This is a genomic window from Serratia sp. 201 (genome assembly GCF_037027545.1).
In the GTDB taxonomy this organism is placed as follows: Bacteria; Pseudomonadota; Gammaproteobacteria; order Enterobacterales; family Enterobacteriaceae; genus Serratia; species Serratia bockelmannii.
Genome location: NZ_JAXCHC010000001.1, coordinates 618489 through 642497 on the forward strand (window position 1 = coordinate 618489; position 24009 = coordinate 642497).

General features: G+C 62.0%; 21 protein-coding genes. 16 read left to right on the top strand and 5 right to left on the bottom strand.

The window, feature by feature from the left end:
• Positions 1-16: 16 nt before the first annotated feature.
• The gene (locus WA302_RS03435) at positions 17-892 is read right to left on the bottom strand and encodes an NAD(P)-dependent oxidoreductase (protein ID WP_025302011.1); all 876 of its coding nucleotides are present in this window, start codon (positions 890-892) and stop codon (positions 17-19) included.
• 290 nt (positions 893-1182) lie between these two features.
• Between WA302_RS03435 and trpS the strand changes: the two genes are divergently transcribed.
• From trpS to urtE, 15 genes are all read left to right on the top strand, one after another.
• Positions 1183-2190 carry a tryptophan--tRNA ligase gene (gene trpS / locus WA302_RS03440; protein ID WP_043136919.1) on the top strand — a complete coding sequence of 336 codons (1008 nt, stop codon included), beginning with the start codon at positions 1183-1185 and terminating at the stop codon, positions 2188-2190.
• Between the two features lie 117 nt (positions 2191-2307).
• Positions 2308-3141 (top strand): phosphonate ABC transporter ATP-binding protein, encoded by an 834-nt coding sequence (gene phnC / locus WA302_RS03445; protein WP_019454697.1) that lies wholly within the window; start codon positions 2308-2310, stop codon positions 3139-3141.
• A gap of 41 nt (positions 3142-3182) precedes the next feature.
• The gene (phnD, locus tag WA302_RS03450; protein ID WP_025302014.1) at positions 3183-4115 is read left to right on the top strand and encodes a phosphonate ABC transporter substrate-binding protein; all 933 of its coding nucleotides are present in this window, start codon (positions 3183-3185) and stop codon (positions 4113-4115) included.
• A gap of 78 nt (positions 4116-4193) precedes the next feature.
• Complete coding sequence (gene phnE / locus WA302_RS03455) at positions 4194-5057, top strand: phosphonate ABC transporter, permease protein PhnE (RefSeq protein ID WP_043136924.1); 864 nt, start codon at positions 4194-4196, stop codon at positions 5055-5057.
• Positions 5054-5953 carry a phosphonate ABC transporter, permease protein PhnE gene (gene phnE, locus WA302_RS03460; RefSeq protein WP_025302015.1) on the top strand — a complete coding sequence of 300 codons (900 nt, stop codon included), beginning with the start codon at positions 5054-5056 and terminating at the stop codon, positions 5951-5953. Before phnE (WA302_RS03455) ends, phnE (WA302_RS03460) begins: the two co-directional genes overlap by 4 nt.
• Before the next feature lie 232 nt (positions 5954-6185).
• A complete protein-coding gene (locus tag WA302_RS03465; RefSeq protein WP_004939471.1) occupies positions 6186-6650 on the top strand; it encodes a DUF1456 family protein in 465 nt (154 codons plus the stop codon).
• A gap of 187 nt (positions 6651-6837) precedes the next feature.
• Positions 6838-9981 carry a right-handed parallel beta-helix repeat-containing protein gene (locus WA302_RS03470; RefSeq protein WP_261439051.1) on the top strand — a complete coding sequence of 1048 codons (3144 nt, stop codon included), beginning with the start codon at positions 6838-6840 and terminating at the stop codon, positions 9979-9981.
• A 253-nt stretch (positions 9982-10234) separates the two neighbouring features.
• Positions 10235-12064, top strand: a complete 1830-nt coding sequence (atzF, locus tag WA302_RS03475; protein WP_261456151.1) for an allophanate hydrolase — start codon at positions 10235-10237, stop codon at positions 12062-12064.
• A gap of 2 nt (positions 12065-12066) precedes the next feature.
• Positions 12067-15687, top strand: coding sequence for an urea carboxylase (gene uca / locus WA302_RS03480; protein WP_261456152.1), 3621 nt, complete (start codon positions 12067-12069; stop codon positions 15685-15687).
• Positions 15688-15701: 14 nt separating this feature from the next.
• Complete coding sequence (locus WA302_RS03485; protein ID WP_043137204.1) at positions 15702-16412, top strand: GntR family transcriptional regulator; 711 nt, start codon at positions 15702-15704, stop codon at positions 16410-16412.
• A 35-nt stretch (positions 16413-16447) separates the two neighbouring features.
• Positions 16448-17716, top strand: coding sequence for an urea ABC transporter substrate-binding protein (gene urtA / locus WA302_RS03490; RefSeq protein WP_025302020.1), 1269 nt, complete (start codon positions 16448-16450; stop codon positions 17714-17716).
• A 56-nt stretch (positions 17717-17772) separates the two neighbouring features.
• Positions 17773-19353, top strand: coding sequence for an urea ABC transporter permease subunit UrtB (gene urtB, locus WA302_RS03495; protein ID WP_197825084.1), 1581 nt, complete (start codon positions 17773-17775; stop codon positions 19351-19353).
• The gene (gene urtC / locus WA302_RS03500; RefSeq protein WP_025302022.1) at positions 19353-20429 is read left to right on the top strand and encodes an urea ABC transporter permease subunit UrtC; all 1077 of its coding nucleotides are present in this window, start codon (positions 19353-19355) and stop codon (positions 20427-20429) included. The genes urtB and urtC overlap by 1 nt, the downstream gene beginning before the upstream one ends.
• On the top strand, positions 20426-21232 hold the full coding sequence (gene urtD, locus WA302_RS03505) for an urea ABC transporter ATP-binding protein UrtD (RefSeq protein ID WP_015377102.1): 807 nt from the start codon (positions 20426-20428) through the stop codon (positions 21230-21232). The genes urtC and urtD overlap by 4 nt, the downstream gene beginning before the upstream one ends.
• A 12-nt stretch (positions 21233-21244) precedes the next feature.
• On the top strand, positions 21245-21943 hold the full coding sequence (gene urtE, locus WA302_RS03510) for an urea ABC transporter ATP-binding subunit UrtE (protein ID WP_260515377.1): 699 nt from the start codon (positions 21245-21247) through the stop codon (positions 21941-21943).
• A 7-nt stretch (positions 21944-21950) separates the two neighbouring features.
• Here the strand turns inward: urtE and WA302_RS03515 are convergent, their stop codons facing one another.
• The gene (locus tag WA302_RS03515; protein ID WP_049295232.1) at positions 21951-22250 is read right to left on the bottom strand and encodes a type II toxin-antitoxin system RelE/ParE family toxin; all 300 of its coding nucleotides are present in this window, start codon (positions 22248-22250) and stop codon (positions 21951-21953) included.
• Positions 22235-22498: a type II toxin-antitoxin system ParD family antitoxin gene (locus WA302_RS03520; RefSeq protein ID WP_004939442.1), complete on the bottom strand. Its 264-nt coding sequence runs from the start codon at positions 22496-22498 to the stop codon at positions 22235-22237. Before WA302_RS03520 ends, WA302_RS03515 begins: the two co-directional genes overlap by 16 nt.
• 134 nt (positions 22499-22632) lie before the next feature.
• Between WA302_RS03520 and WA302_RS03525 the strand changes: the two genes are divergently transcribed.
• Positions 22633-23145, top strand: coding sequence for a DUF2165 family protein (locus tag WA302_RS03525; RefSeq protein WP_004939438.1), 513 nt, complete (start codon positions 22633-22635; stop codon positions 23143-23145).
• Between the two features lie 21 nt (positions 23146-23166).
• Here WA302_RS03525 and WA302_RS03530 read toward each other — a convergent pair whose 3' ends face one another.
• Positions 23167-23679 carry a GNAT family N-acetyltransferase gene (locus WA302_RS03530; RefSeq protein WP_049208922.1) on the bottom strand — a complete coding sequence of 171 codons (513 nt, stop codon included), beginning with the start codon at positions 23677-23679 and terminating at the stop codon, positions 23167-23169.
• A 24-nt stretch (positions 23680-23703) separates the two neighbouring features.
• Positions 23704-24009, bottom strand: coding sequence for a type II toxin-antitoxin system RelE/ParE family toxin (locus WA302_RS03535; protein ID WP_065424617.1), 306 nt, complete (start codon positions 24007-24009; stop codon positions 23704-23706).

Genomic DNA, 24009 nt, shown 5'->3' on the forward strand with positions numbered 1-24009 from the left:
CCAGCGCCCCCGTTCGTTATTTCAGGCCCGCCCGCCGCGCCGCCACCTTGGCCAGCGCGGCCCAGTCCAGATCCGCATCCCCTTGCGCCATCGCGTCGAGGAAGTTGTCCTTCAGCACTCCGGCGAACGGCATCGGCGTATGGCTGTCGGCGCCGGCGGCCAGCGCCAGCCCGACGTCCTTCAGCCCCAGCGCCAGCCGGAATCCGGCGGGTGAATACTTCTCGGCGGCGATCAGCGCACCATAGCCCTGGTAAGCCGGGGCGGCGAAGACGGTGCTGCTCAGCATCTGCAGGTAGTCGGCGCCGGAAACGCCGTAGTTGCGCACCAGCGCGCTGCCTTCCGCCATCGCTTCAATGGCGCTGGCCAGCGTAAAGTTGGTGGCGATTTTGACCACGTTGGCCTGCGCCGGGTCGGCGCCGAAGTGCCAGGTTTTCTGGCCGAGGGCATCGAACAGCGGCTGCGCTTGCTTCAGCCGTTCGCTATCGCCGGCTGCCAGAATATTCAGCTTGCCGGCGGCGGCCACGTCGATCCGCCCCAGCACCGGTGCGGCGAGATAGCCGATGCCGTGTTCCGCATGCAGCGTCGTCAGGCGTTTGGCGAGCTCGACCGAGATGGTCGCCATATTGATATGCAGCGCGCCCGGTTTCATCCGCTGCAGCAATCCGCTGTCCACCACCACCTGTTGCGTGGCGGCATCGTCGGCCAGCATGGTGATCAGCACGTCGGCATCGGCCAACTGTTCTGGCCGTTCGGCCTGCCGCGCGCCGGCGTTTACCAGCGGCTGCGCCGCCTGCGGCGAGCGGTTCCATACCGTCAACGCGAAGCCCGCCTGCACCAGGTTAGTTGCCATGGCGCTGCCCATCCCACCCAGTCCGGCAAATCCGATCTTCATCATGCGCTCCTTTTTCAGGTTGAAGGTTTTACCCTAGCGCGCCGGGCCAGGAACGCAAATGCCGGAGTGTAACGCCTTCTTACGCGCCGGCGGCGGGCTATTGACGCATTGTCGCTGCGGGTATACCTTGATGGCATGAATATATCGATGCACTCCACCCACAATCAGTCATGGTGGCGCCTCTTCTGAGGCGGCACGAGTATTCACATCTCTTTTTAATGCCGCCGGTTTGGCGGCATTATCTTTTGTGGCGTTGATCCGGCGGTCTACAGACCTTCAGGAGCACTGTCATGAGCTACACCATTCTTACCGGCGATCGCGCTACCGGCCCACTGCATTTAGGTCACTTTGTCGGCTCGCTGCGCCAACGCGTCGAACTGCAGCACCAGCATAACCAAACGGTGATGGTGGCGGATCTGCAGGGCCTGACCGACAACGGCAACAACCCGCAAAAAATCAGCGCCAACGTGCTCAACGTCGTGGCCGACTATCTGGCGGTCGGCATCGATCCGCACAAGACCACGATCTGCCTGCAGTCGGCGCTGCCGGCGTTGGCCGAGCTGACGATGTACTACCTCAATCTGGTCAGCGTGGCGCGGCTGGAACGCAACCCGACGGTGAAAAACGAAATCGCCGAGAAGGATTTCGCCCGCAGCCTGCCGGCCGGTTTTCTGATCTATCCGGTCAGCCAGGCGGCGGACATCACCGCCTTCGGCGCCACCCACGTGCCGGTCGGCGAGGATCAGCTGCCGATGCTGGAGCAAACCAACGAGATCGTGCGGCGCTTCAACCACATCGTTGGCCAACCGATATTAACGGAGTGTCAGCCGCTGTTGAGCAACGTCGGGCGTCTGCCGGGGCTGGACGGGCAGGGCAAGATGTCGAAATCGCGCGGCAACGCCATCCCGCTTGGCGCCGGCGCCGACGAGGTTCACAAGGCGGTGATGAGCATGTTCACCGATCCTGGCCATCTCAACGTCAGCGATCCCGGCCGGGTGGAGGGCAACATGGTGTTCACCTATCTGGACGCCTTCTGCGAAGACGCCGCACTGGTGGCGGAGCTGAAGGCGCACTATCGGCGCGGCGGGTTGGGGGACGTGAAAATCAAACGGCTGCTGGAGGATTGCCTGCAGAGCCTGCTCGAGCCGATCCGCACCCGCCGCGCCGAATTCATTGCCGATAAAGGCGAGCTAACGCGTATCCTGCAGCACGGCACCCGCCGCGCGCATCAGGTCAGCCAGCAGACGCTGCAGCAGGTCAAGATGGCGCTGGGGCTGGACTTCTTTAGCCTGGAATGATGCGCACGCCGGGGCGGCACGCGTCACGCCCCGGCCATAAAACGATCATCCCACTGTCATAAACTTATCCGTTAATAGGTGCCCATAATGATTAGCCACTGAAACCAGAGAAATCATATGGCTCAGGCACTGTTAAAATTGGCACAGCACGACTTTCCAGGGCAGCACGCCGCCGCATCTCGCAAAGTATTATCGGTAAAGGGACTCGGCAAGGCCTATAAAGCGCAGCAGCGCGTGCTGGATGACATCAATTTCGATCTGCACGCCGGCGAGTTCGTGGCGGTGATCGGCCGCTCCGGCGCAGGCAAGTCCACGCTGCTGCATACCCTCAACGGCACCATTCCTTCCAGCTGCGGCGAGATGCTGCACTTCGAAGACGATGGCGTGGCGCAGGATATCGCCCAGCTTGCCGGCCGCCAGATGCGCCAATGGCGCGCGCGCTGCGGCATGATCTTCCAGGACTTCTGCCTGGTGCCGCGGCTGGACGTGATGACCAACGTGCTGCTGGGGCGCCTGAGCCACACCTCCACCCTGAAATCCTTCTTCAAACTGTTCGATGACGCCGACCGCGCTCGCGCCATCGAGCTGTTGCAGTGGCTTAACATGCTGCCGCACGCGCTGCAGCGCGCCGAGCACCTCTCCGGCGGCCAGATGCAGCGCGTCGCCATCTGCCGCGCGCTGATGCAAAACCCGCAAATCCTGCTGGCCGATGAGCCGGTCGCGTCGCTCGATCCGAAAAATACCCGCCGCATCATGGATGCGCTGCAGAAAATCAGCGAAGACGGCATCGCGGTGATGGTGAACCTGCACTCGGTCGAACTGGTGAAAGAGTATTGCTCGCGGGTGATCGGCATCGCCCACGGGAAGATCGTGTTTGACGGGCATCCTTCGCAACTGAACGAACGGATCCTGCACCAGCTGTATGGCGAAGAAGCCAATCAGATCCATTGAAGCACTTTTGACCTTTACCCTTTACACACAAGGCACACCTAATGAAAAAAGTATTGAGTCTGACCACCCTGATGGCCGGCGCGATGATGGTATTTAATGCTGCCGCAGCGGATGCGCCGAAAGAGCTGAACCTGGGCATTCTCGGTGGCCAGAACGCCACCCAGCAGATCGGCGATAACCAGTGCGTGAAGCAGTTCCTGGACAAGGAACTGAATGTCGATACCAAGCTGCGCAACTCGTCCGACTATTCCGGTGTGATCCAGGGCCTGCTGGGCGGCAAGATTGACCTGGTGCTGAGCATGTCGCCGTCGTCGTTCGCTTCGGTCTACATCAAGGATCCGAAAGCGGTGGACATCGTCGGCATCGCGGTCGACGACGTCGACCAGTCGCGCGGCTACCACTCGGTGGTGGTGGTGAAGGCCGGCAGCCCGTACCAGAAACTGGAAGATCTGAAGGGCAAGGCCATCGGCTTCGCCGATCCGGATTCCACCTCCGGCTTCCTGATCCCGAATCAGGCGTTTAAAAAGCTGTTCGGCGGCACGGTCGACAACAAATACAACAACACCTTCTCCAGCGTCACCTTCTCCGGCGGCCACGAGCAGGATATCCTTGGCGTGCTGAACGGCCAGTTCGAAGGCGCGGTGACCTGGGCGTCGATGATCGGCGACTACAACACCGGCTACACCAGCGGCGCGTTCACCCGCATGATCCGCATGGATCACCCGGACCTGATGAAACAGATCCGCATCATCTGGCAGTCGCCGCTGATCCCGAACGGCCCGATCCTGGTGAGCAACTCGCTGCCGGCCGACTTCAAAGCCAAAGTGGTCACCGCCATCAAGAAGCTGGATAAAGACGATCACCAGTGCTTTATCAAAGCGATGGGCGGCAAACAGCACATCGGCGACACCACCCTGGCGGAATACCAGACCATCATCGATATGAAGCGCGAGCTGACCAAAGGCGACCGTTAATTCCCGGCTGCCTCGGCCGTCCGAATGAAGGGGTTCAGCGTGCTGAACCCCTTGTTCCATCAAGATGGAAGACCTGCTTTGAATACCGATTTCGCACACTATTACCAACGGATCCGCAGCAAGCAAAAACGCGAAGCGCTGCTGTGGTCGCTCGGGCTGGTGGTGTTGTACCTGGGCGCCGGCAACCTCGCCGAGTTCAACCTGCACACCGTCTGGGTGTCTATTCCGCACTTCTTCGACTACCTGGCCGAAACCGTGCCGACGCTGCACTGGCACCTGCTGTTCGCCGATGGGCGCACCGAAGGTTCGCTGGCCTATTGGGGTTACCGCCTGAACATCCAGCTGCCGCTGATCTGGGAGACCCTGCAGCTGGCGCTGGCGGCGACCATTTTTTCGGTGCTGGTGGCGACCGTGCTGGCGTTTCTGGCGGCCGGCAATACCTATACCCCGGGCTCGGTGCGGCTGGCAATTCGCACGCTGGTGGCGTTCTTGCGCACCATGCCGGAGCTGGCGTGGGCGGTGATGTTCGTGATGGCGTTCGGCATCGGCGCCATTCCCGGCTTCCTGGCGCTGGCGCTGCACACCATCGGCAGCCTGACCAAGCTGTTCTACGAATCGATCGAAACCGCCTCCAACAAGCCGGTGCGCGGGCTGGCGGCCTGCGGCGCCACGCCGCTGCAGCGCATGCGCTTTGGCCTGTGGCCGCAGGTGAAGCCGGTGTTTCTCTCCTACAGCTTCATGCGGCTGGAGATCAACTTTCGTCAGTCGACCATTTTGGGGCTGGTGGGCGCGGGCGGCATCGGCCAGGAGCTGATGACCAACATTAAACTCGACCGTTACGATCAGGTCAGCATGACGCTGCTGCTGATCATCGTGGTGGTTTCCGTGCTCGACTACGTGTCGGGCGAGCTGCGCAAGCGTGTGGTGGAGGGGGCAAAATGATAGCGGGCACTCCGGCATCGGCGGAAACGCTGCGCCAGTTGAAACAGCAGCATCCGGCGATCTTCGCGCAGCAGGGGCGCTACCTGCGCACCGTCGGCCTGATCGCGCTGGCGATCGTGCTGTACTATGTGTTCTTCTTCCTGGTCTTCGGCATTAGCTGGCCGCAGTTTATCAACGGCTGCCAGCAGCTGGGGCGTTATTTCCTGCGCATGTTCGTCTGGCACGACTTCGCCAATTGGCCGTTCATGTACTACTTCCAGCAGATCGGCATCACCATCGCCATTGTGTTCGCCGGCACCATCACCGCGTCGCTGATCGCGCTGCCGCTGTCGTTCTTCGCCGCGCGCAACGTGATGTCGACGCCGCTGCTGCGGCCGATCTCCGTGCTGGTGCGCCGCTTGCTGGACGTGCTGCGCGGCATCGACATGGCGATCTGGGGGCTGATCTTCGTGCGCGCCGTCGGCATGGGGCCGCTGGCCGGGGTGTTGGCTATCGTGATGCAGGACGTCGGGCTGCTGGGCAAACTGTACGCCGAAGGCCATGAGGCGGTGGACAAGTCCCCCAGCCGCGGCCTGACGGCGGTGGGCGCCAACGGGTTGCAGAAGCACCGCTACGGCATCTTCACCCAGTCGTTCCCCACCTTCCTGGCGCTCAGCCTGTACCAGATCGAGTCCAACACCCGCTCAGCGGCGGTGCTGGGCTTCGTCGGCGCCGGCGGCATCGGCCTGGTGTATGCGGAGAATATGCGGCTGTGGAACTGGGACGTGGTGATGTTCATCACCCTGATCCTGGTGGTGGTGGTGATGATCATGGACAAGGTCTCGTCGATGCTGCGCAACAAGTACATCATCGGTGAAGACATCCCGCTGTATCAGCAAAAAAGCCAAATCGATTGAGAAACCCCTTGCCGATCCCTATACTGCCGCACATTCAAGGTGTGCGGCCATACCCGTCATACTTGGAGCTGCCTCTTTGTTGGCTGCATTTGCGCGCCCCGGTCACATAGTTAACTATGCTCCGGGGGGCTTACAAATTTGCCGCCGCGATGCAACTCCAATTATTTTGGGTATGGGGCATTTTTTTACAATGCGCACGTCCCCGTTAGACAAGTAAAGGCAATGCAATCCCATGATGAACAACGACGTGCTGCGCAGCGTGCGCTATATGCTGAGCATTAACAACGCCAAAATGGTCGAGATTATCAAACTGGACGATTTCGAGGTGGCGGTGTCGGCGATGGACGCTTACGTGATCAAAGAAGGCGAGCCGGGCTACGAGAAGTGCCCTGACGAAGTGATGGCGCACTTCCTCAACGGCCTGGTGTTCTTCAAGCGCGGCAAGGACGACAAGTTCCCGGCGCCGGCGGTTGAACTGCCGATCACCAATAACCTGGTGCTGAAAAAGCTGCGCGTGGCGTTCGAGCTGAAAGACACCGACATGCACCAGATCTTCACAGCGGTGGACTTCCGCATCTCCAAGCCGGAGCTGAGTGCGCTGTTCCGCAAAGAGGGCACCAAGAACTACCGCCCGTGCGGCGATCAGATGCTGCGCTACTTCCTCAAAGGGCTGGCGCAGCGCGTTCGCGGCGAGTAACGCGCAGCGTTCACCGAACATCAGGCGCAATCGCAAGGTTGCGCTTTTTTATTGCCGCTCTCCCGCTCGCCGTTGTTGTACTGGCCCTCAGCCACCCGTCATCGATGGAGGGCGTGCCGCCCGTCCGGTTACTTTTCTAGGGTTCGTTCAATGTCGATTGAAACGTAAAATCCAGAGGAGTAATTCAATGGCTCAAATGTCAAAAGAAGATCCACAGTTCAACACAAAAAATGCCGCCGCTCAGGTCAATGATGGCGGCGAATTCGCTGAATATACCCCTGAACAGTTCGGCGCCGTAGGCGATGGCCTGGCTGACGATAGAGATGCCGTCAGCGCCATGTTCGCTAAAGTGGCGATTGACGCCGCTAGCTCGATGAAAAAACGCCAGGTCAGAATGGCGAATGTCTATCGGTTGACGTTGGGTTCGGCTTGGCAGCCTCTGCAGATCCCTAGCAACTGCCATATTTATGGCGGTGGTGAAATTCACCTGGATGACGATACGCCTCAAATCAATATTTTTAATACCGTGGAACAGTCGAATTTCATCGTGGAAGATCTGAGGATCACGAGAAAGGTGACTCAGAAAGATGCAGATCCTATTTGGTGGTATGCCACTCGCGCGTGTACCGGCATGGCTTTCACCCGTTGTGAACACTTCACCGTGAGAAATTGCGCCATCAGCATGCATACCGATGCTTTGGGCCTTTCTGACTGTACGTCAGTTACCCTTGAGAACAATTTACTTAAAGATCTGGGTGAAGAACCTATCGCCGTTCGTGGCGGACGCCATATTACAATCCAGAATAACGAACTGACGAATCACCAGGGTGACGGGATCTTGCTGAAAACGGGCGTGAACCGAGATGCTTATGACATCTTGATTGTGAACAATCATATTCATGATGGACATAAACCCGCTAAACCCGCTGGGGCCGGGCATACGCAAAGAGGGGGCGGGGTGACATTGAATAATGAAGTGACCGGCACGCCTCATTCATTCACTAACCTGACCGTTGCCAATAACCATATTGTTAATACCAGCTATGGCATCTCGCTGGGTGGAATCAGTGACATTAATATCTCTAATAACTACATCAAAACGATCGAAAGGTTCGGCATTCAGATCGACTATTCCTTAGTGAATAACCCCACCAAAATCCCTACGAATAATTCACGAATTATCGGGAATCACGTTGAAGATACCGTTGAGAATGGCATCGACTATCACGGCAATAACGATATTTCTGTCGCTGAGTCCGTTATCGCAGATAATTTTTTAAATTTCTGCGGCACCTCCAATTCCTCGGCCTTCAATGGCATTGCCGCAACGGAGGCGACCCTCTCAGGCAATATTATCAATAATTGCAAGGTTGCCCTGTTCACCAATAGCTGCGTGATGACCGGCAACAAGATAACCAACTCCGGATGGACCAGCAGCCAGGTATGGATCAAGCTGTACGGCGACCGTACGGTGTTTTCCGGCAATCGGGTCACGGACTCTGGGTTTGGTTATATCCGTTTCTTGAATGGGAAAAACGCCATTATTGAAGGAAATGTGATTAAACTTGCTTCTCCCGCTCGGGCGCTGGAGTTAGGCGGGGCATTTGACGAAACGACTCTCATTGGCAAGAACGTCTGGGATTGCGCTTTTAAACCGATTATCTCTACGCTTGTAGGGGTAACGGGCAATCAACTCATTCAGTATTCCTTCCCGAATGAAGGCGTGCCCCACATTACCCCTCAGATGTTCGGCGCGAAGGGCGATTGGAATGATACAGCTGGCGTTGGTACGGATGATACGCAGGCGTTTAAACAGGCTATCGCTTATGCGATTAGCCAAGGCTGCAAGAAGCTCTATGTTCCTGCCGGCAACTATTACATTACAGATACCTTAAATTTAGGGGGAGAAAACTACACCGGAGATAAAGGCATTGCGATAGAGGGTGAAAATTGGATTAGTACGAAATTCTTCTTTAAGCCGACGTCTAATGATCATGCGTGTTTTGAGTCGAAAGGCGGTTCCGGGATCCATACCAACAGATATATCAGCGATGTGACGATTACGCCGGCCAAGGGCGCGTTATATACGGGCACCGGCTATCGGATCAATGGTTCCTGTTTCATGCGGCATGAAAGATTGCTGATTATGAAGTTTTTTGTGAACTTACATCTGTTGAACGGCTATGCCGGTGCGTTTACCGAGTTCGTCAGTTTTCACTCTTGCCGGTTCCACCGTGGCTTGTCGAACATCTTGATGGAAAGCAATGGCGGGGATAGCTCCTTCCACGGCGTGGGGTTCCATGAAATTCAATGTCAGATCAAGGTCTCCGGCAATCCGGGCGATGGTGGCACAAATACGGATGCCGGCGTGGGGCTGGAGTTGAGAGGAAACGCCAACAGCGTAACGTGGTACAACGGTTTCTGCTATATCCACCTGTTCGGCGGCGTCGGCGCTACGGCGATCAAACTCACCCGAACCAACACCGATAACATCCTGGGGCAGTTTACTTGCGAAGGTGAAACCATTCTTCAGAGTGATGGAAGCACCTTTGAATGTCGGGGCGGTTTCTATAACGTAGGTAATACCACTTACAATGTGGCTGCAGAACCGGTAAACGGCATCGCGGCGGCATTTGTGTTTGATAACATGCTGAGCAATACGACAAGATTCGCCAACGCGGCAATCGCCGATATGGCTCCTAGGCAACTTCCGTGGTCCTTGGCGGACAGGGCCAGCCATGGCGCTTATCCGGCCATTTTCCATGGTATCAAGGACGGCTCCGATAACCTGTTCTATGCCGCCAAAGGAGGGAGTACCAGCTACCATTACTTTGGCGGCATTTCTCCAGGCAATAACCTTCAGGGGTTTGAACCGGGCGTCAGGTTGGCTCAGGACGGGGCTTCTTTAATTAGTTTTTCACCTAAGTTTACGCTTGGCGCTAATAACAATACGACCAGCAGCGGCGTATCCATCTCCCCGGCGGATTTTTCGCCGCAGAAGGATATCGCGACCGCCTTAGGACAACCCTCATTTAAATGGAGCGGGTTGTACACCAAGCAGTTAACGGTTGCGGATAATGGCATCTATCCGGCCGGTAACGGCGCTTATCCTATTGGTGGGCCGAATAACCAATTCTCCTCCGGCCACATAAAAGTGTTGAATATTTATGATTCAGCGAACGTGAACGGAGATCCTGTAGGTGTCAGAGTTGCTGTCCCCGCTTCGGCCGTTGCGCCCGGTAAAATAGGCCAATGGTCGGCAGACTCCACGTTCTTTTATATTTGCACGGCGGCCAATACCTGGAGAAGGGTAGCGCTCACCACATGGTAGGTACTGAGCTTGCGGCTGGCGGTTGACCTATCCCCATCGGCCTGCGGGGCGGCGAGTGTCGTCGCCCCGGTTTTTCCTCTGCGTCATCCCGCCATTGCACTCTTTTTGTTCTCCCGCTGCGCGCCGCTGGTGCAGCCCGTTTGCCGCCGCCGTCATAAGTTTTAATTATAATTCATTGAAATCATGAGATTAAAAATTGGCACGCCGGTTGCTCTGTTGAATCCCATCTTGTGTACCAGATGGAATTCAGCCGATGAGCGAATCTGTTGTAGCGTGCGGTTTTACCCTCAGTGAATGGCAACACCATTACCAAACCCGCCCGGCGGGCGAGCGCCTTGCCTGCGTCAGTGCGACGATCGAAACGTTGGTCGCCGGGCTGAGCCCAGACGATAACGCCTGGCTGTATCTCGCCACGCCGGCGCAGCGCGAGCAGCAGTATCAACAGCTGGCGCAAAGGCTGGAAGCAGTCGCCGGCGATCTCACCCGCCTGCCGCTGTTCGGCGTGCCCTTCGCCATCAAAGACAATATCGACGTCGGCGGCTGGCCGACCAGCGCCGCCTGCCCGGCGTTCACCTATCAGGCCGCGGCGGACGCCACCGTGGTCGCCCGCCTGCGCGCCGCCGGGGCGATCGCCCTCGGTAAAACCAACCTCGACCAGTTCGCTACCGGGTTGGTAGGCACTCGCTCACCGTATGGCGCGGTGGTCAACAGCTTCGACAGCCGCTACGTCAGCGGCGGTTCCAGCTCCGGCTCCGCCTCGGTGGTGGCACGCGGCCTGGTGCCGTTCGCGCTCGGCACCGACACCGCCGGTTCGGGGCGCGTGCCCGCCGGGTTCAACAACATCGTCGGGCTGAAGCCGACCAAGGGGCGGTTGTCCAACCGCGGCGTGGTGCCGGCCTGCCGGTTGAACGATACGGTGTCGGTCTTCGCGCTGACCGTGGCCGACACCGCGCAGGTGACGGAGTTGGCGAGCGGCTTTGACGCGGCAGACCCGTATTCCCGTGCCGATCCGCATACCGCGCCGGCGGATATCCCCGCCGCACCGCGTTTCGCCGTTCCCGCCCAGTTGGAGTTTTTCGGCGACGTTCAGGCCGAGCGGGCGTTTCACCGTGCGCTGGCGCAGCTGCAGGCGGGCGGCGCGACGCTGGAACCCCTCGATTTCGCGCCGTTTCGCACTCTGGCGGAACAGCTGTATTACGGCCCCTGGGTGGCGGAGCGCACGGTAGCCATTGAGCAGGTGCTGGAAGCGAGCCCGCAGGCCATCGATCCGGTGGTGCGCGGCATCGTCGGCAACGGCCTCGGCTACAGCGCCTGCGACGCCTACAAGGCGGAATACCTGCGCGCCGAGCTGGCGCGGCAAATCGCCCAGCGGCTGGCGCCGTTCGACGCGCTGGTGGTGCCGACCGCGCCCACTATCCGCACCCTGGCGGAGATGGCGCAGGAGCCGGTGCTGTTCAATTCGCAATTCGGCACTTACACCAATTTCACCAACCTGGCCGATTTGAGCGCGCTGGCGCTGCCGGGGCCGCTGCGCGAAGACGGTCTGCCGGCGGGCATCACCCTGATTGCGCCCGCCTGGCATGACCGGGCGCTGGCGGCGTTTGGCCTGCGCTGGCAACGGCAAAGCGCCTTGCCGCTCGGCGCTATCGGCCGGGCATTGCCGCCGCAGCCCGCGCCGGCGCCGTCTTCGGGACACGTGCGTCTGGCGGTAGTGGGCGCTCACCTCAGCGGTATGCCGCTCAACGTCCAGCTGACGGAGCGCGACGCGGTGCGGGTGGAGCAAACCGTCACCGCCCCCTGTTACCGCCTCTACGCACTGGCCGATACCGAACCGCCGAAGCCGGGGCTGGCGCGCGCGGCGCAGGGGGCGGCGATCCGCGTTGAGCTGTGGGACATCCCGCTGGCCCGTTTCGGCGAGTTTGTGGCGGAAATCCCGGCGCCATTGGGCATCGGCACGCTGCTGCTGGCGGACGGCCGGCGGGTGAAGGGGTTTATCTGCGAAGCCTGGGCGCTGGAAGACGCGACGGATATCACTGAGTTTGGCGGCTGGCGCGACTATCTCGCCAGCGTTAAGGGGGCATGAACATGTTTACTACCGTACTGATCGCTAACCGCGGCGAAATCGCCTGCCGCGCCATTCGCACCCTGAAACGCCTGGGCGTAACCAGCGTGGCGGTCTATTCCGACGCCGACCGCAATGCGCCGCACGTCGCCGAGGCCGACAGGGCGGTGGCGCTTGGCGGCGACAAGGCCGCCGACAGCTACCTGCGCATCGACAAGATCCTCGCGGCGGCAGCGGCCACCGGCGCGCAGGCGATCTACCCCGGCTACGGCTTTTTGTCCGAGAGCGCCGAGTTTGCCGATGCCTGCGAAGCGGCGGGCATCGCCTTTATCGGCCCGACGGCGGCGCAGATCCGCGAGTTCGGCCTCAAGCACCGGGCGCGCGAGCTGGCGGCGTTGGCCGGGGTGCCGATGACGCCGGGCACCGGCTTGCTGGAGAGCGTTGAGCAGGCGGTCTCGGCCGCCGCGCGCATCGGCTACCCGGTGATGCTGAAAAGCACCGCCGGCGGCGGCGGCATCGGCCTGACGCGCTGTGACGACGAGGCGGCGCTGCGCGACGCGTACGACAGCGTCAAACGGCTGGGAGAGCAGTTCTTCCGCGACGCCGGCGCCTTTATCGAACGCTTTGTCGATCGGGCGCGCCACGTCGAGGTGCAGATTTTCGGCGATGGCCAGGGGCGGGTGGCGGCGCTCGGCGAGCGCGACTGTTCGCTGCAGCGGCGCAACCAAAAGGTGGTGGAGGAAACGCCGGCGCCGCACCTGCCGGCGGCGACTCGCCAGGCGCTGCACCGGGCGGCGGTGGCGCTGGGCGAGTCGGTGAATTACCGCAGCGCCGGCACCGTAGAGTTTATCTATGACGCCGCGCGCGACGAGTTTTATTTCCTGGAAGTGAACACCCGCTTACAGGTCGAGCACCCGGTCACCGAAATGGTCACCGGCCTGGATCTGATCGCATGCATGCTGCAGGTGGCGGCGGGCGACGCGCTGGATTGGGCGGCGTTGCAGCGCGCGCCGCAGGGCGCGGCGATCGAAGTGCGCCTCTACGCCGAAGATCCGCTGAAAAACTTCCAGCCTAGCCCCGGCGTGCTGACCGAGGTGCATTTCCCTGACGACGTGCGCCTCGACGGTTGGGTGGCGACCGGCAGCGAAGTGTCGGCGTTTTACGACCCGATGATCGCCAAGCTGATCGTGCACGGCGCCGATCGGGCGCAGGCGCTGGAAAAATTGCGCGTGGCGTTGGCGGCGACCCGTTTGCACGGCATCGCCACCAACCTCGACTATCTGCGGCAGGTGATCGCCACGCCGCAATTTCAGCGCGGCGACGTCTGGACGCGCCTGCTGGACGATGTGCGTTTCCAGCCGCACTGCCTCGAAGTGCTGCAACCCGGTACCTACAGCAGCGTGCAGGATTATCCCGGCCGCCTCGGCTATTGGGACATCGGCGTGCCGCCGTCCGGCCCGATGGACGACTTCGCGTTTCGGCTGGCCAACCGCATCGTCGGCAACCACCCGGCGGCCGCCGGGTTGGAGTTTACCCTGCAGGGGCCGACGCTGCGCTTTCACTGCGACGCCACCCTCGCGCTGACGGGCGCGAGCTGCCCGGCCGATCTGGATGGCGAGGCGGTCGCCTACTGGCGGCCGATCGCGGTGCGGGCCGGGCAGGTATTGACGCTGGGGCGTGCTACGCAAGGCTGCCGCACCTATCTGGCGGTACGCAACGGCTTTGACGTGCCGGTGTATCTCGGCAGCCGCTCCACCTTCGCGCTGGGCCAGTTCGGCGGCCACGCCGGGCGCACCTTGCGCGTGGCGGACATGCTGGCGATCGCCCAACCGGCGCTGGCGGCCAGCACTACGCCGGCGCCGATCGCCGCGCCGCAGGCGATGGACGACAGCCTGATCCCGCACTACGGCGACCAGTGGCACATCGGCGTGCTGTACGGGCCGCACGGCGCGCCGGACTTTTTCACCGCTGAATCGATAGAGGCCTTTTTCGCCACCGACTGGCAGGTGCATTACAACTCCAACCGCCTCGGGGTGCGCCTGTCGGGGCCAAAGCCCGAGTGGGCGCGGGAGGACGGCGGCGAGGCCGGTTTGCATCCTTCCAACGTGCACGATTGCGAGTACGCCATCGGCGCCATCAACTTCACCGGCGACTTCCCGGTGATCCTAACCCGCGACGGGCCCAGCCTTGGCGGCTTCGTCTGCCCGGTGACCATCGCCAAGGCCGAGCTGTGGAAAGTGGGGCAGGTGAAGCCGGGCGACCGCATCCGTTTCCATCCGATCGGCTTCCGGCAGGCGCAGTCGCTGGAGCAGGCGCAGCTCGGCAGCATCGAAGCGCTGGCGGCGGTGAAGGCCATCACCCTGCCGCCGCCGGATCTGGCCCCGGCGGAGACCGTTTCCGCCGCGGTGCTGGCGGCGCTGCCGGCGGCGGAAGGGCGCCCGGCGGTGGCGTATCGCCAGGCGGGGGACGGCTACATCCTGATGGAGTACGGCGACAACGTGCTCGATCTGGCGCTGCGGCTGCGCATTCATCTGCTGATGCAGTCGCTGCGGGAGGAGGTGATACCGGGCGTGGCGGAGCTGGCGCCGGGCGTGCGTTCACTGCAGATCCGCTACGACAGCCGGCAGATTAGCCAGGCCGACTTGCTGCAGCGCCTGCTGGCGCGTGAACGGGCGCTAGGGGACGTCAGCCGCCTGAAGGTGCCGACGCGCACCGTGTGGCTGCCGATGGCGTTCGAAGATTCGGCCACGCTGGGGGCGGTGGATCGCTATCAACAGACGGTGCGCGCCTCGGCGCCCTGGCTGCCGAACAACGTCGATTTCATTCAGCGCATCAATGGCCTGAGCCGACGCGAGCAGGTGCGCGACATTCTGTTCGACGCCAGCTACCTGATCCTCGGGCTGGGCGACGTCTACCTCGGCGCGCCCTGCGCGGTGCCGCTCGATCCGCGCCATCGCCTACTGAGCTCCAAATATAACCCGGCGCGCACCCACACCGCCGAAGGGACGGTCGGCATCGGCGGCATGTACATGTGCATCTACGGCATGGACTCGCCGGGCGGTTACCAGCTGGTGGGGCGCACGCTGCCGATCTGGAACAAATTCCTCAAAAACCCGCAGTTCACCGCCGGTGAGCCCTGGCTGCTGCGCTTCTTCGATCAGGTGCGCTTCTACCCGGTCAGCGAGCAAGAACTGGACGAGCAGCGCGAAGCGTTCCGTGAAGGGCGCATGCAGGTGCGCATCGAAGAGAGCGAGTTTGACTTCGCCGCCTACACCCGTTTCCTGGCCGACAACGCCGGGGCGATCGCCGACTTCCAGCATCGCCAGCAGCAGGCGTTCAGCGCCGAAGTGGCGCGCTGGCGCAGCGATGACGACGAGGCCGAGGCGCAGCTGTTGCCGCCGGAGGAAGAAGACGCCATCGACGGCGATCTGGTCAGCGCCGATCTGAACGGCAGCGTGTGGAAGATCCTGGTGGAACCGGGGCAGGCGGTGGCGGCCGGGCAGCCGCTGATCGTGGTCGAGGCGATGAAAATGGAGCTGGCGGTCACCGCACCGCGCGCCGGGATCGTTAAACGCATCAGCTGCCGGCAGGGGCGGCCGGTCGGGCCGGGCGACGCCCTGCTGTGGCTGGAAAAGGCGGTCTGAACGGAGGAGCGATGATGCAAATCACCAACGGAGAGCACAAGGCGCGCCCGGAGGGGCTGGCGGAGCGCATTTATCTGCAGCTCAAGGCCGACATCTTCGAGTTTCGCCTGCTGCCGGGCGATCGCTTCAGCGAAAGCGACGTGGCGCAGCGCATGGCGGCCAGCCGCACGCCGGTGCGTCAGGCGCTGTTTCGGCTGGAACGCGAAGGCTATGTCGAGGTGCTGTTTCGCAGCGGCTGGCAGGTGCGGCCGTTCGACTTCGCCTACTTCGAAGAGCTGTACGACCTGCGCATCGTGCTGGAGCAAGAGGCGGTGAAACGGCTATGCGAACGCCCGGCCGGGGAAACGCCGGACGCGCTGGCGGCACTGAGCCGTTTTTGGACCGAAGCGCCGCGCCTGGCGGACGGCAAGGCGGTGTCGCAGCACGATGAGCAGTTTCATCAGGCGTTGGTGGCCGCGGCGGGCAACGGCGAAATGGCGCGCATCCACCGCGAGCTGACCGAAAAGATCCGCATCATTCGCCGGCTGGATTTCACCCAGCAGGCGCGGGTGGACGCCACCTACCGCGAGCACGCCGCCATTTTGCAGGCGATCCTGCAGCGGCAAAGCGAGGAGGCGCAAACGCTGCTCGGCGAGCACATCGCCGTCAGCAAGGCAGAAGTGCGAAAAATAACGCTGCACATGTTGCACCAGGCGCGGGCTCAGCCGCCCGCGCGCTCGGCGTAACGATTTTGATTTCACACACATCAGGAGTTTGAACTATGCAACGTCGTCGTTTTATCAAAGCTTTTGCGCTGTCCGCCGCCGCTGTCGGCCTGGGCCTGGCCTGGAGCGCGCAGGCCGCCGACACCATCAAGGTCGGTATTCTGAGTTCGCTCTCTGGCACCATGGCGATTTCCGAGACGCCGCTCAAGGATGTGGCGCTGATGACCATCGACGAGATCAACGCCAAAGGTGGGGTGCTCGGCAAAAAGCTGGAGCCGGTGGTGGTGGATCCGGCCTCCAACTGGCCGCTGTTCGCCGAAAAGGCGCGCCAGCTGCTGAGCCAGGACAAGGTGGCGGCGGTGTTCGGCTGCTGGACTTCGGTGTCGCGCAAGTCGGTGCTGCCGGTGTTTGAGGAGCTGAACGGGCTGCTGTTCTATCCGGTGCAATACGAAGGCGAAGAGATGTCGCCGAACGTGTTCTACACCGGCGCGGCGCCGAACCAGCAGGCGATCCCGGCAGTGGAATACCTGCTGAGCGAGGACGGCGGCGGCGCCAAGCGCTTCTTCCTGTTGGGCACCGATTACGTCTATCCGCGCACCACCAACAAGATCCTGCGTGCCTTCCTGCACAGTAAAGGCGTGCAGGACAAGGATATCGAAGAGGTCTATACGCCGTTCGGCTACAGCGATTACCAGACCATCGTCGCCAACATCAAGAAGTTCGCCGCCGGCGGCAACACCGCGGTGATCTCCACCATCAACGGCGATTCCAACGTGCCGTTCTACAAAGAACTCGCCAACCAGGGCGTCAAGGCCACCGACGTGCCGGTTATCGCCTTCTCGGTCGGCGAGGAAGAGCTGCGCGGCATCGACACCAAACCGCTGGTGGGCAACCTGGCGGCCTGGAACTACTTCGAATCGCTGGATAACCCGACCAACAAACAGTTTGTCAGCCAGTGGAAAGCCTACGCCAAGGCGCACAATCTGCCGAATTACGCCACTGCGGTCACCAACGACCCGATGGAAGCCACCTACGTCGGCCTCCACATGTGGGCGCAGGCGGTGGAAAAGGCCGGCACCACCGACGTCGATAAGGTGCGCGCGGCGATGGCCGGGCAAACCTTCGCCGCGCCGTCGGGCTTCACGCTGACCATGGACAAGACCAATCACCACCTGCACAAACCGGTGATGATCGGCGAAATCGAGGGCAACGGGCAGTTCAACGTGGTGTGGCAGACCGAAGCGCCGGTGCGCGCGCAGCCGTGGAGTCCGTATATCGCCGGCAACGACAAAAAACCGGATTACCCGGTGAAAGGCGGCAAGTAACGTCACTCAGCGCCGGCGCGGCTCGACGCGCGCCGGCCCAACAGAAGAGGCAGCTGATGCAATCTCCGTTTTTATCCTCTCTGCGCGCCGGGCTGTGGCTGCTGTGCGCCTGGCCCCTGCTGGCGCAGGCCGGGCCGGCCGATGAGTTCGCGGCGGCCACTCGCGCGCAGCAGGCCAAACTGCTGCAGGCGTGGGCGGCCGAGCCGGACGCCGCTCGCCTGCCGTTGCTGCAGGGGCTGCAGCAGGAAACCGTGGCGATCGACGGGGCGAAACGCGCCTTTATCCGCCAGGGCGACCGCTATCTGCCGCTTGAAGGTGAGGCGGCCCCGGTTGGCGAGCCGAAGAAGGTGTGGCTGAACAACCGGCTGCGTATTCTGATTGCCAATGCGTTGTCGGCGCAGCGACTGGTCAGCGCGGACGCGGCGGTGCGGCTGCAGGCGGCGACCGCGCTGCAGCGCGAGGCGCAGGGCGATCAGCTGCCGCTGTTGACCCGGCGGCTGGCGCAGGAGAAAGACCCGCAGGTACGCGACGCGCTGAGCATTGCGCTGGCGAACCTGCAATTGGCCGACGCCAGCCCGCAGGTGCGCTTCAATGCGGTGCGGCTGCTGGGGGAGTCGGGCGAGCCGGAAACCCGCGCGCGGCTGCAGGCCTTGACCGACGCGGCCAATGAGCCGGACGCCGCGGTGCGCGCCGAGGCGCAGCGCAGCCTGCAGCGCGTGCAGCACCGCCTGATGATCGGCGATCTGCTCGGCCAGGCGTTCAGCGGCCTGTCGCTCGGCTCGATCCTGCTGTTGGCAGCGCTCGGCCTGGCGATCACCTACGGCCTGCTCGGCGTCATCAATATGGCGCACGGCGAAATGCTGATGCTCGGTGCCTATTCCGCCTATCTGGTTCAGGGGCTGTTTCAGCAGTTTGCGCCGCAGTGGCTGGCGCTCTATCCGCTGGCGGCGCTGCCGGTGGCGTTCGCCATCACCGCCGGGATCGGCATGCTGCTGGAGCGCACGGTGATCCGCCACCTGTACGGCCGGCCGCTGGAAACCCTGCTGGCCACCTGGGGCATCAGCCTGGTGCTGATCCAGCTGGTGCGGGTGCTGTTCGGCGCGCAGAACGTCGAGGTTGCCAACCCGGCGTGGCTGTCGGGCGGCGTGCAGCTGTTGCCGAACCTGGTGTTGCCGTGGAACCGCATCGCGGTGATCGCGTTCGTGCTGCTGGTGCTGGCGTTGACCTGGCTGCTGCTGAACAAGACTCGGCTCGGCATGAACGTGCGCGCGGTGACGCAAAACCGCGCGATGGCGGCCTGCTGCGGCGTGCCCACCGGGCGGGTGGACATGCTGGCCTTCGGGTTGGGATCCGGCATCGCCGGGCTTGGCGGGGTGGCGCTGTCGCAGTTGGGCAACGTCGGGCCGGAGCTGGGGCAAGGTTACATTATCGACTCGTTCCTGGTGGTGGTGCTCGGCGGCGTCGGCCAGCTGGCGGGGACGGTGGCGGCGGCCTTCGGCCTCGGCATCGTCAACAAGATCCTCGAGCCGCAGATCGGCGCCGTGTTGGGCAAGATCCTGATCCTGGTGCTGATCGTTCTGTTTATTCAAAAGCGTCCGCAGGGGCTGTTCGCCCTTAAGGGCAGGGTGATTGACTGATGAGCCAACCATTGACCGTAACCGGCGTGCAGAAAGCGCCCCGGCTGGCGTTGAGCATTGGCGGGCTGGCGTTGCTGGCGCTGCTGGTCATGCCGTTCATGACGTTGTTGCCGGCGGATCATCCGCTGGCGGTGTCCACCTATACCCTGACGCTGGCGGGCAAGATCCTGTGCTACGCGGTGGTGGCGGTGGCGCTCGATCTGGTGTGGGGCTATGCCGGGCTGCTGTCGCTCGGCCACGGGCTGTTCTTCGCGCTCGGCGGCTACGCCATGGGCATGTACCTGATGCGGCAGGCGGCGGGCGACGGGCTGCCGGCGTTTATGGCGTTCCTCTCCTGGAACGAGCTGCCGTGGTTCTGGAGCGGCACCCAGCATTTTGCCTGGGCGCTGTGCCTGATCGTTCTGGTGCCGGGCCTGCTGGCCTTCCTGTTCGGCTACTTCGCCTTTCGCTCGAAAATCAAAGGGGTGTATTTCTCGATCATGACCCAGGCGCTGACCTATGCCGGCATGCTGCTGTTCTTTCGCAACGAGACCGGCTTCGGCGGCAATAACGGCTTTACCGGTTTCACCACGCTGCTCGGCTTTCCCATCACCGCCGCCGGCACGCGGGTGGCGCTGTTCCTGGCGACGGTGCTGCTGCTGGCCGCCAGCCTGGCCATCGGCTTTGCGCTGGCGCGCAGCAAGTTCGGCCGGGTGCTGACCGCGGTGCGCGATGCGGAAAACCGCCTGACCTTCTGCGGCTACGATCCGAAGGGCTTCAAGCTGTTCGTCTGGACGCTGTCGGCGGTGCTGTGCGGGCTGGCCGGCGCGCTCTATGTGCCGCAGGTCGGCATCATCAACCCCGGCGAAATGTCGCCGACCAACTCGATCGAGGCCGCCATTTGGGTCGCCCTCGGCGGGCGCGGGACGCTGGTGGGGCCGCTGCTCGGCGCCGGCATCGTCAACGGCGCCAAGAGCTGGTTCACCATGGCCATTCCTGAATACTGGCAGTTTTTCCTCGGCCTGATGTTTATCGTCGTCACGCTGTTTCTCCCGAAAGGAGTGATTGGCCTGCTGCGGCGGAGGAAAAGCTCATGAAGGCGATGCAAGTGACCGACGAACTGTTTACCCATCCGCTGCCGGCGGACAAATACCGGCAGCAAACCGATCCGGTGCTGCAGCTCGACAACGTCAACGTCAGCTTCGACGGTTTTCGCGCGCTGACCGATCTGTCGCTGCGCATTGGCGTCGGCGAACTGCGCTGCGTGATCGGCCCCAACGGCGCCGGCAAGACCACGCTGATGGATGTGATCACCGGCAAAACCCGGCCGGACAGCGGCAGGGTGTTTTACGATCAGACCGTCGATCTGACCCGGCTGGCGCCGATGCAGATCGCCCACGCCGGCATCGGCCGCAAGTTTCAAAAACCGACGGTGTTCGAGGCGCTGACGGTGTTCGAAAATCTGGAGATCGCCCAGAAAACCCGTAAGTCGGTGTGGGCCTGCCTGCGCGCCCGCCTAAGCAGCGAGCAGCGCGACCGCATCGACGAGATGCTGAAGACCCTGCGGCTGGGGCATGAGCGCCACCGGCCCGCCGGGCTGCTGTCCCACGGGCAGAAACAGTTTCTCGAGATCGGCATGCTGCTGGTGCAGGAGCCGCACCTGCTGCTGCTCGACGAGCCGGCGGCCGGCATGACCGACGCCGAAACCGACTACACCGCCGAACTGTTCCGCGAGCTGGCGGGCAAGCATTCGCTGATGGTGGTGGAGCACGACATGGGGTTTGTGGAAACCATTGCCGATCGCGTGACGGTGCTGCATCAGGGGCAGGTGCTGGCGGAAGGATCGCTGGCGCAGGTGCAGGCCGATGAACGGGTGATTGAGGTATATCTGGGGCGCTGAGGAGGCGTAATCATGCTGCAGGTAGAGGAATTGAATCAGTATTACGGCGGCAGCCACATTCTGCGCGGCCTGTCGTTCGAGGCGCGTATCGGCGAGGTGACCTGCCTGCTGGGGCGCAATGGCGTGGGCAAGACCACGCTGCTGAAATGCCTGATGGGGCTGATCCCGGCGCGCAGCGGCAGCGTCCGTTGGCGGGGCGAAACCATCACCGGTAAAAAGCCGCATCAGCGGGTGCAGGCGGGCATCGCCTATGTGCCGCAGGGGCGGGAGATTTTCCCGCGCCTGACGGTGGAGGAAAATCTGCTGATGGGGCTGGCGCGTTTTTCCGGCGCTGACGCGCGCGCGGTGCCGGATCCGATCTATGAACTGTTTCCGGTGCTGCGGCAGATGAAGGAGCGGCGCGGCGGCGATCTCTCCGGCGGGCAGCAACAGCAGCTGGCGATTGGCCGGGCGCTGGCCTGCCGGCCGCAGCTGTTGATCCTCGACGAACCGACGGAAGGGATCCAACCTTCGGTGATCAAGGAGATCGGCGCGGTGATCAAACAGCTGGCGGCGCGGGGCGATATGGCGATCCTGCTGGTGGAGCAGTTCTATGACTTCGCCGCTGACCTGGCGGATAGCTATCTGGTGATGTCGCGCGGCAGCATCGTGCAGCGCGGCGCCGGCAGCGCTATGGAACAGGACGGCGTCCGCGCGCTGGTGGCGATTTAACGTTGGGTCAGCTGAAAAAGGATTGGCTGAGCGGATCGCGGGAATGATGCAGCACTCTGATGATATTCACCTCCCGCCTGTGCTGTCGAAAATAAATCAGGTGGTTGGCGACGGGCAATACCCATAGGCCGGGGCCGATTGCATCGATGTTTCTGCCGAGTTGGTGGTGGCTAAGGTTATCGAAAGCCTGATGCAGGCGGCGCAGATAATCTTCGGCCACCTGCAAGCCAAAGTGCGCCAACCCGTAAAAATAGATCTCTTCCATATCGTCCAACGCTTTTGGACGAACGGTTACTCTCCTGCGCATCCTTTTGCTTTGCTCCGTATTCTTTCCATGAACACATCACGATCCCATTCGACGGCTTCGCCGCTGTTCTCTCCTTCGGCGATCAAGCGCCTAAGCTCTTCCAGTTTTGAGGCGGCGGTACGTTCGCGCAAAGTGCGCACGGATTCGCGGATGACTTCGCTGGGCGTTCGGTAATCGCCGCTGGCCACCAGGTCTTCGACGAAGCTACGCAGTTCGTCACCCAGATCTACCGTTAGTGTTCTGCCCATTGTTCCTCCTCACTTTCGGCTATGCTGCGTCATTGTAAGATTAGTTCTTACATTGTGCACGTCAAACTATCAGGATCTCAATAGCGGTCCCGTCATGAGGACGGGAGCCACCCGTTTATTCATTAAGGATAACCATGAACGAAATCACTGTGTCACGCCTCGGTTGCATCGTCCTGTCTCTGTTTCCGGCTCTGTGGGGGCTGTTCAGCCTGTTGAACAATACGGCGGATTTCGCCGGCACCGCGCGCAATGCGGTGGGGCCGCTGCTTGCCATGCAGGATACTTATCAAACGCCGGGGCTGATGTGGCGCGCGATCCGCGCCGACTGGGCCTGCATGTTGGGGTTGGCGGTCATCACCACGCTGGAAACGCTGGCCGGCCTATTCGCGGCCGCGGGCGTGGTGCTGATGATCGGGCGATTGAAAGGCCCTTACGCCGCCTTCGCCAAGGGCAAAGCCTGGGCGATGCTGGGGGCGCTTTGCGCAATTGCGGTGTGGGGCGTCGGTTTTATGGTGGTCGCCGGCGACTGGTTTATGGCCTGGCAGGCCAAGAAGGATCCGCTGGCGGTGCAGCTGGGGGCGCTGATCTACCTGGCGCCCAATGCGTTTGCCTTGCTGTTCCTGATGCTGCAGCGGGAGCCGCGCTAACGACGGCGGAGCGGGGCGCGGTTACAGCGCCTTGCTCATATACCAGATGCCTATCGAGCCCTGGGCGCTGGTGTAGCAGGTCTCGCCACAAATGCTCAATCCCTGGCGCTGATAAAAGCGTTGGGCGCCGGTGTTGCGTTGCAGCACCTCCAGCCACAGCGTCTTTTGCCGGCGCTCGATGGCCCGCTGTTGCACCTGTTCGAACAGGCGCTGGCCATAGCCATTGCCGGCATGGCCCGGCAGGAAATAGATTTTCTGCAGCTCTGCGCCACGGGTTTGCGTTGGCGCCAGCAGGCTGTCGACGTTGAGCCGCGCATAGCCGACGAGGGCGTCATTCTCATAGGCCAACAGCCAGCACACGTCGGGATCGCGCAGCGTCTGTTCCAGCGCGGAGACGGAAAAATCCTCGGCCAAAAAGGCCTCCAGCTCGTGCGGGTAGTGCCACAGCTCACCGAAGTGGGCGCGGTAGGTGCGGATGCCGATATCGCGCACTTGCGTTAAATCTTCCAGCAATGCCTGACGAACGGTGAACATCAGTGCCCCTTTGAGTAAGAAAAATTACAGCCGTTGTTCCAGATGCCGGTGAGGCACCATCGCCTGATGCAGAATGGCGAGAACGGTGATGCCGGCAGGGCGGTTGCGGTAGTAGATCCTATGGCTGGCGTAAGGAAAACTGCGTATCTCTTCGCCCAGATCGTGGAAGTGAGCTTTACCCGCTTCCGGCATATCTGCCAAATGATGCATGACCTCTCTCAACTGCTCAAGATAGCGGCGAGATTGCGCTTGGCCCCCGTGCTCGATGGTGAAATGACGAATAGCCAGCAGATCTTGTTGGGCCTGCGGGGTGAGGCGAAACGCGGGCAT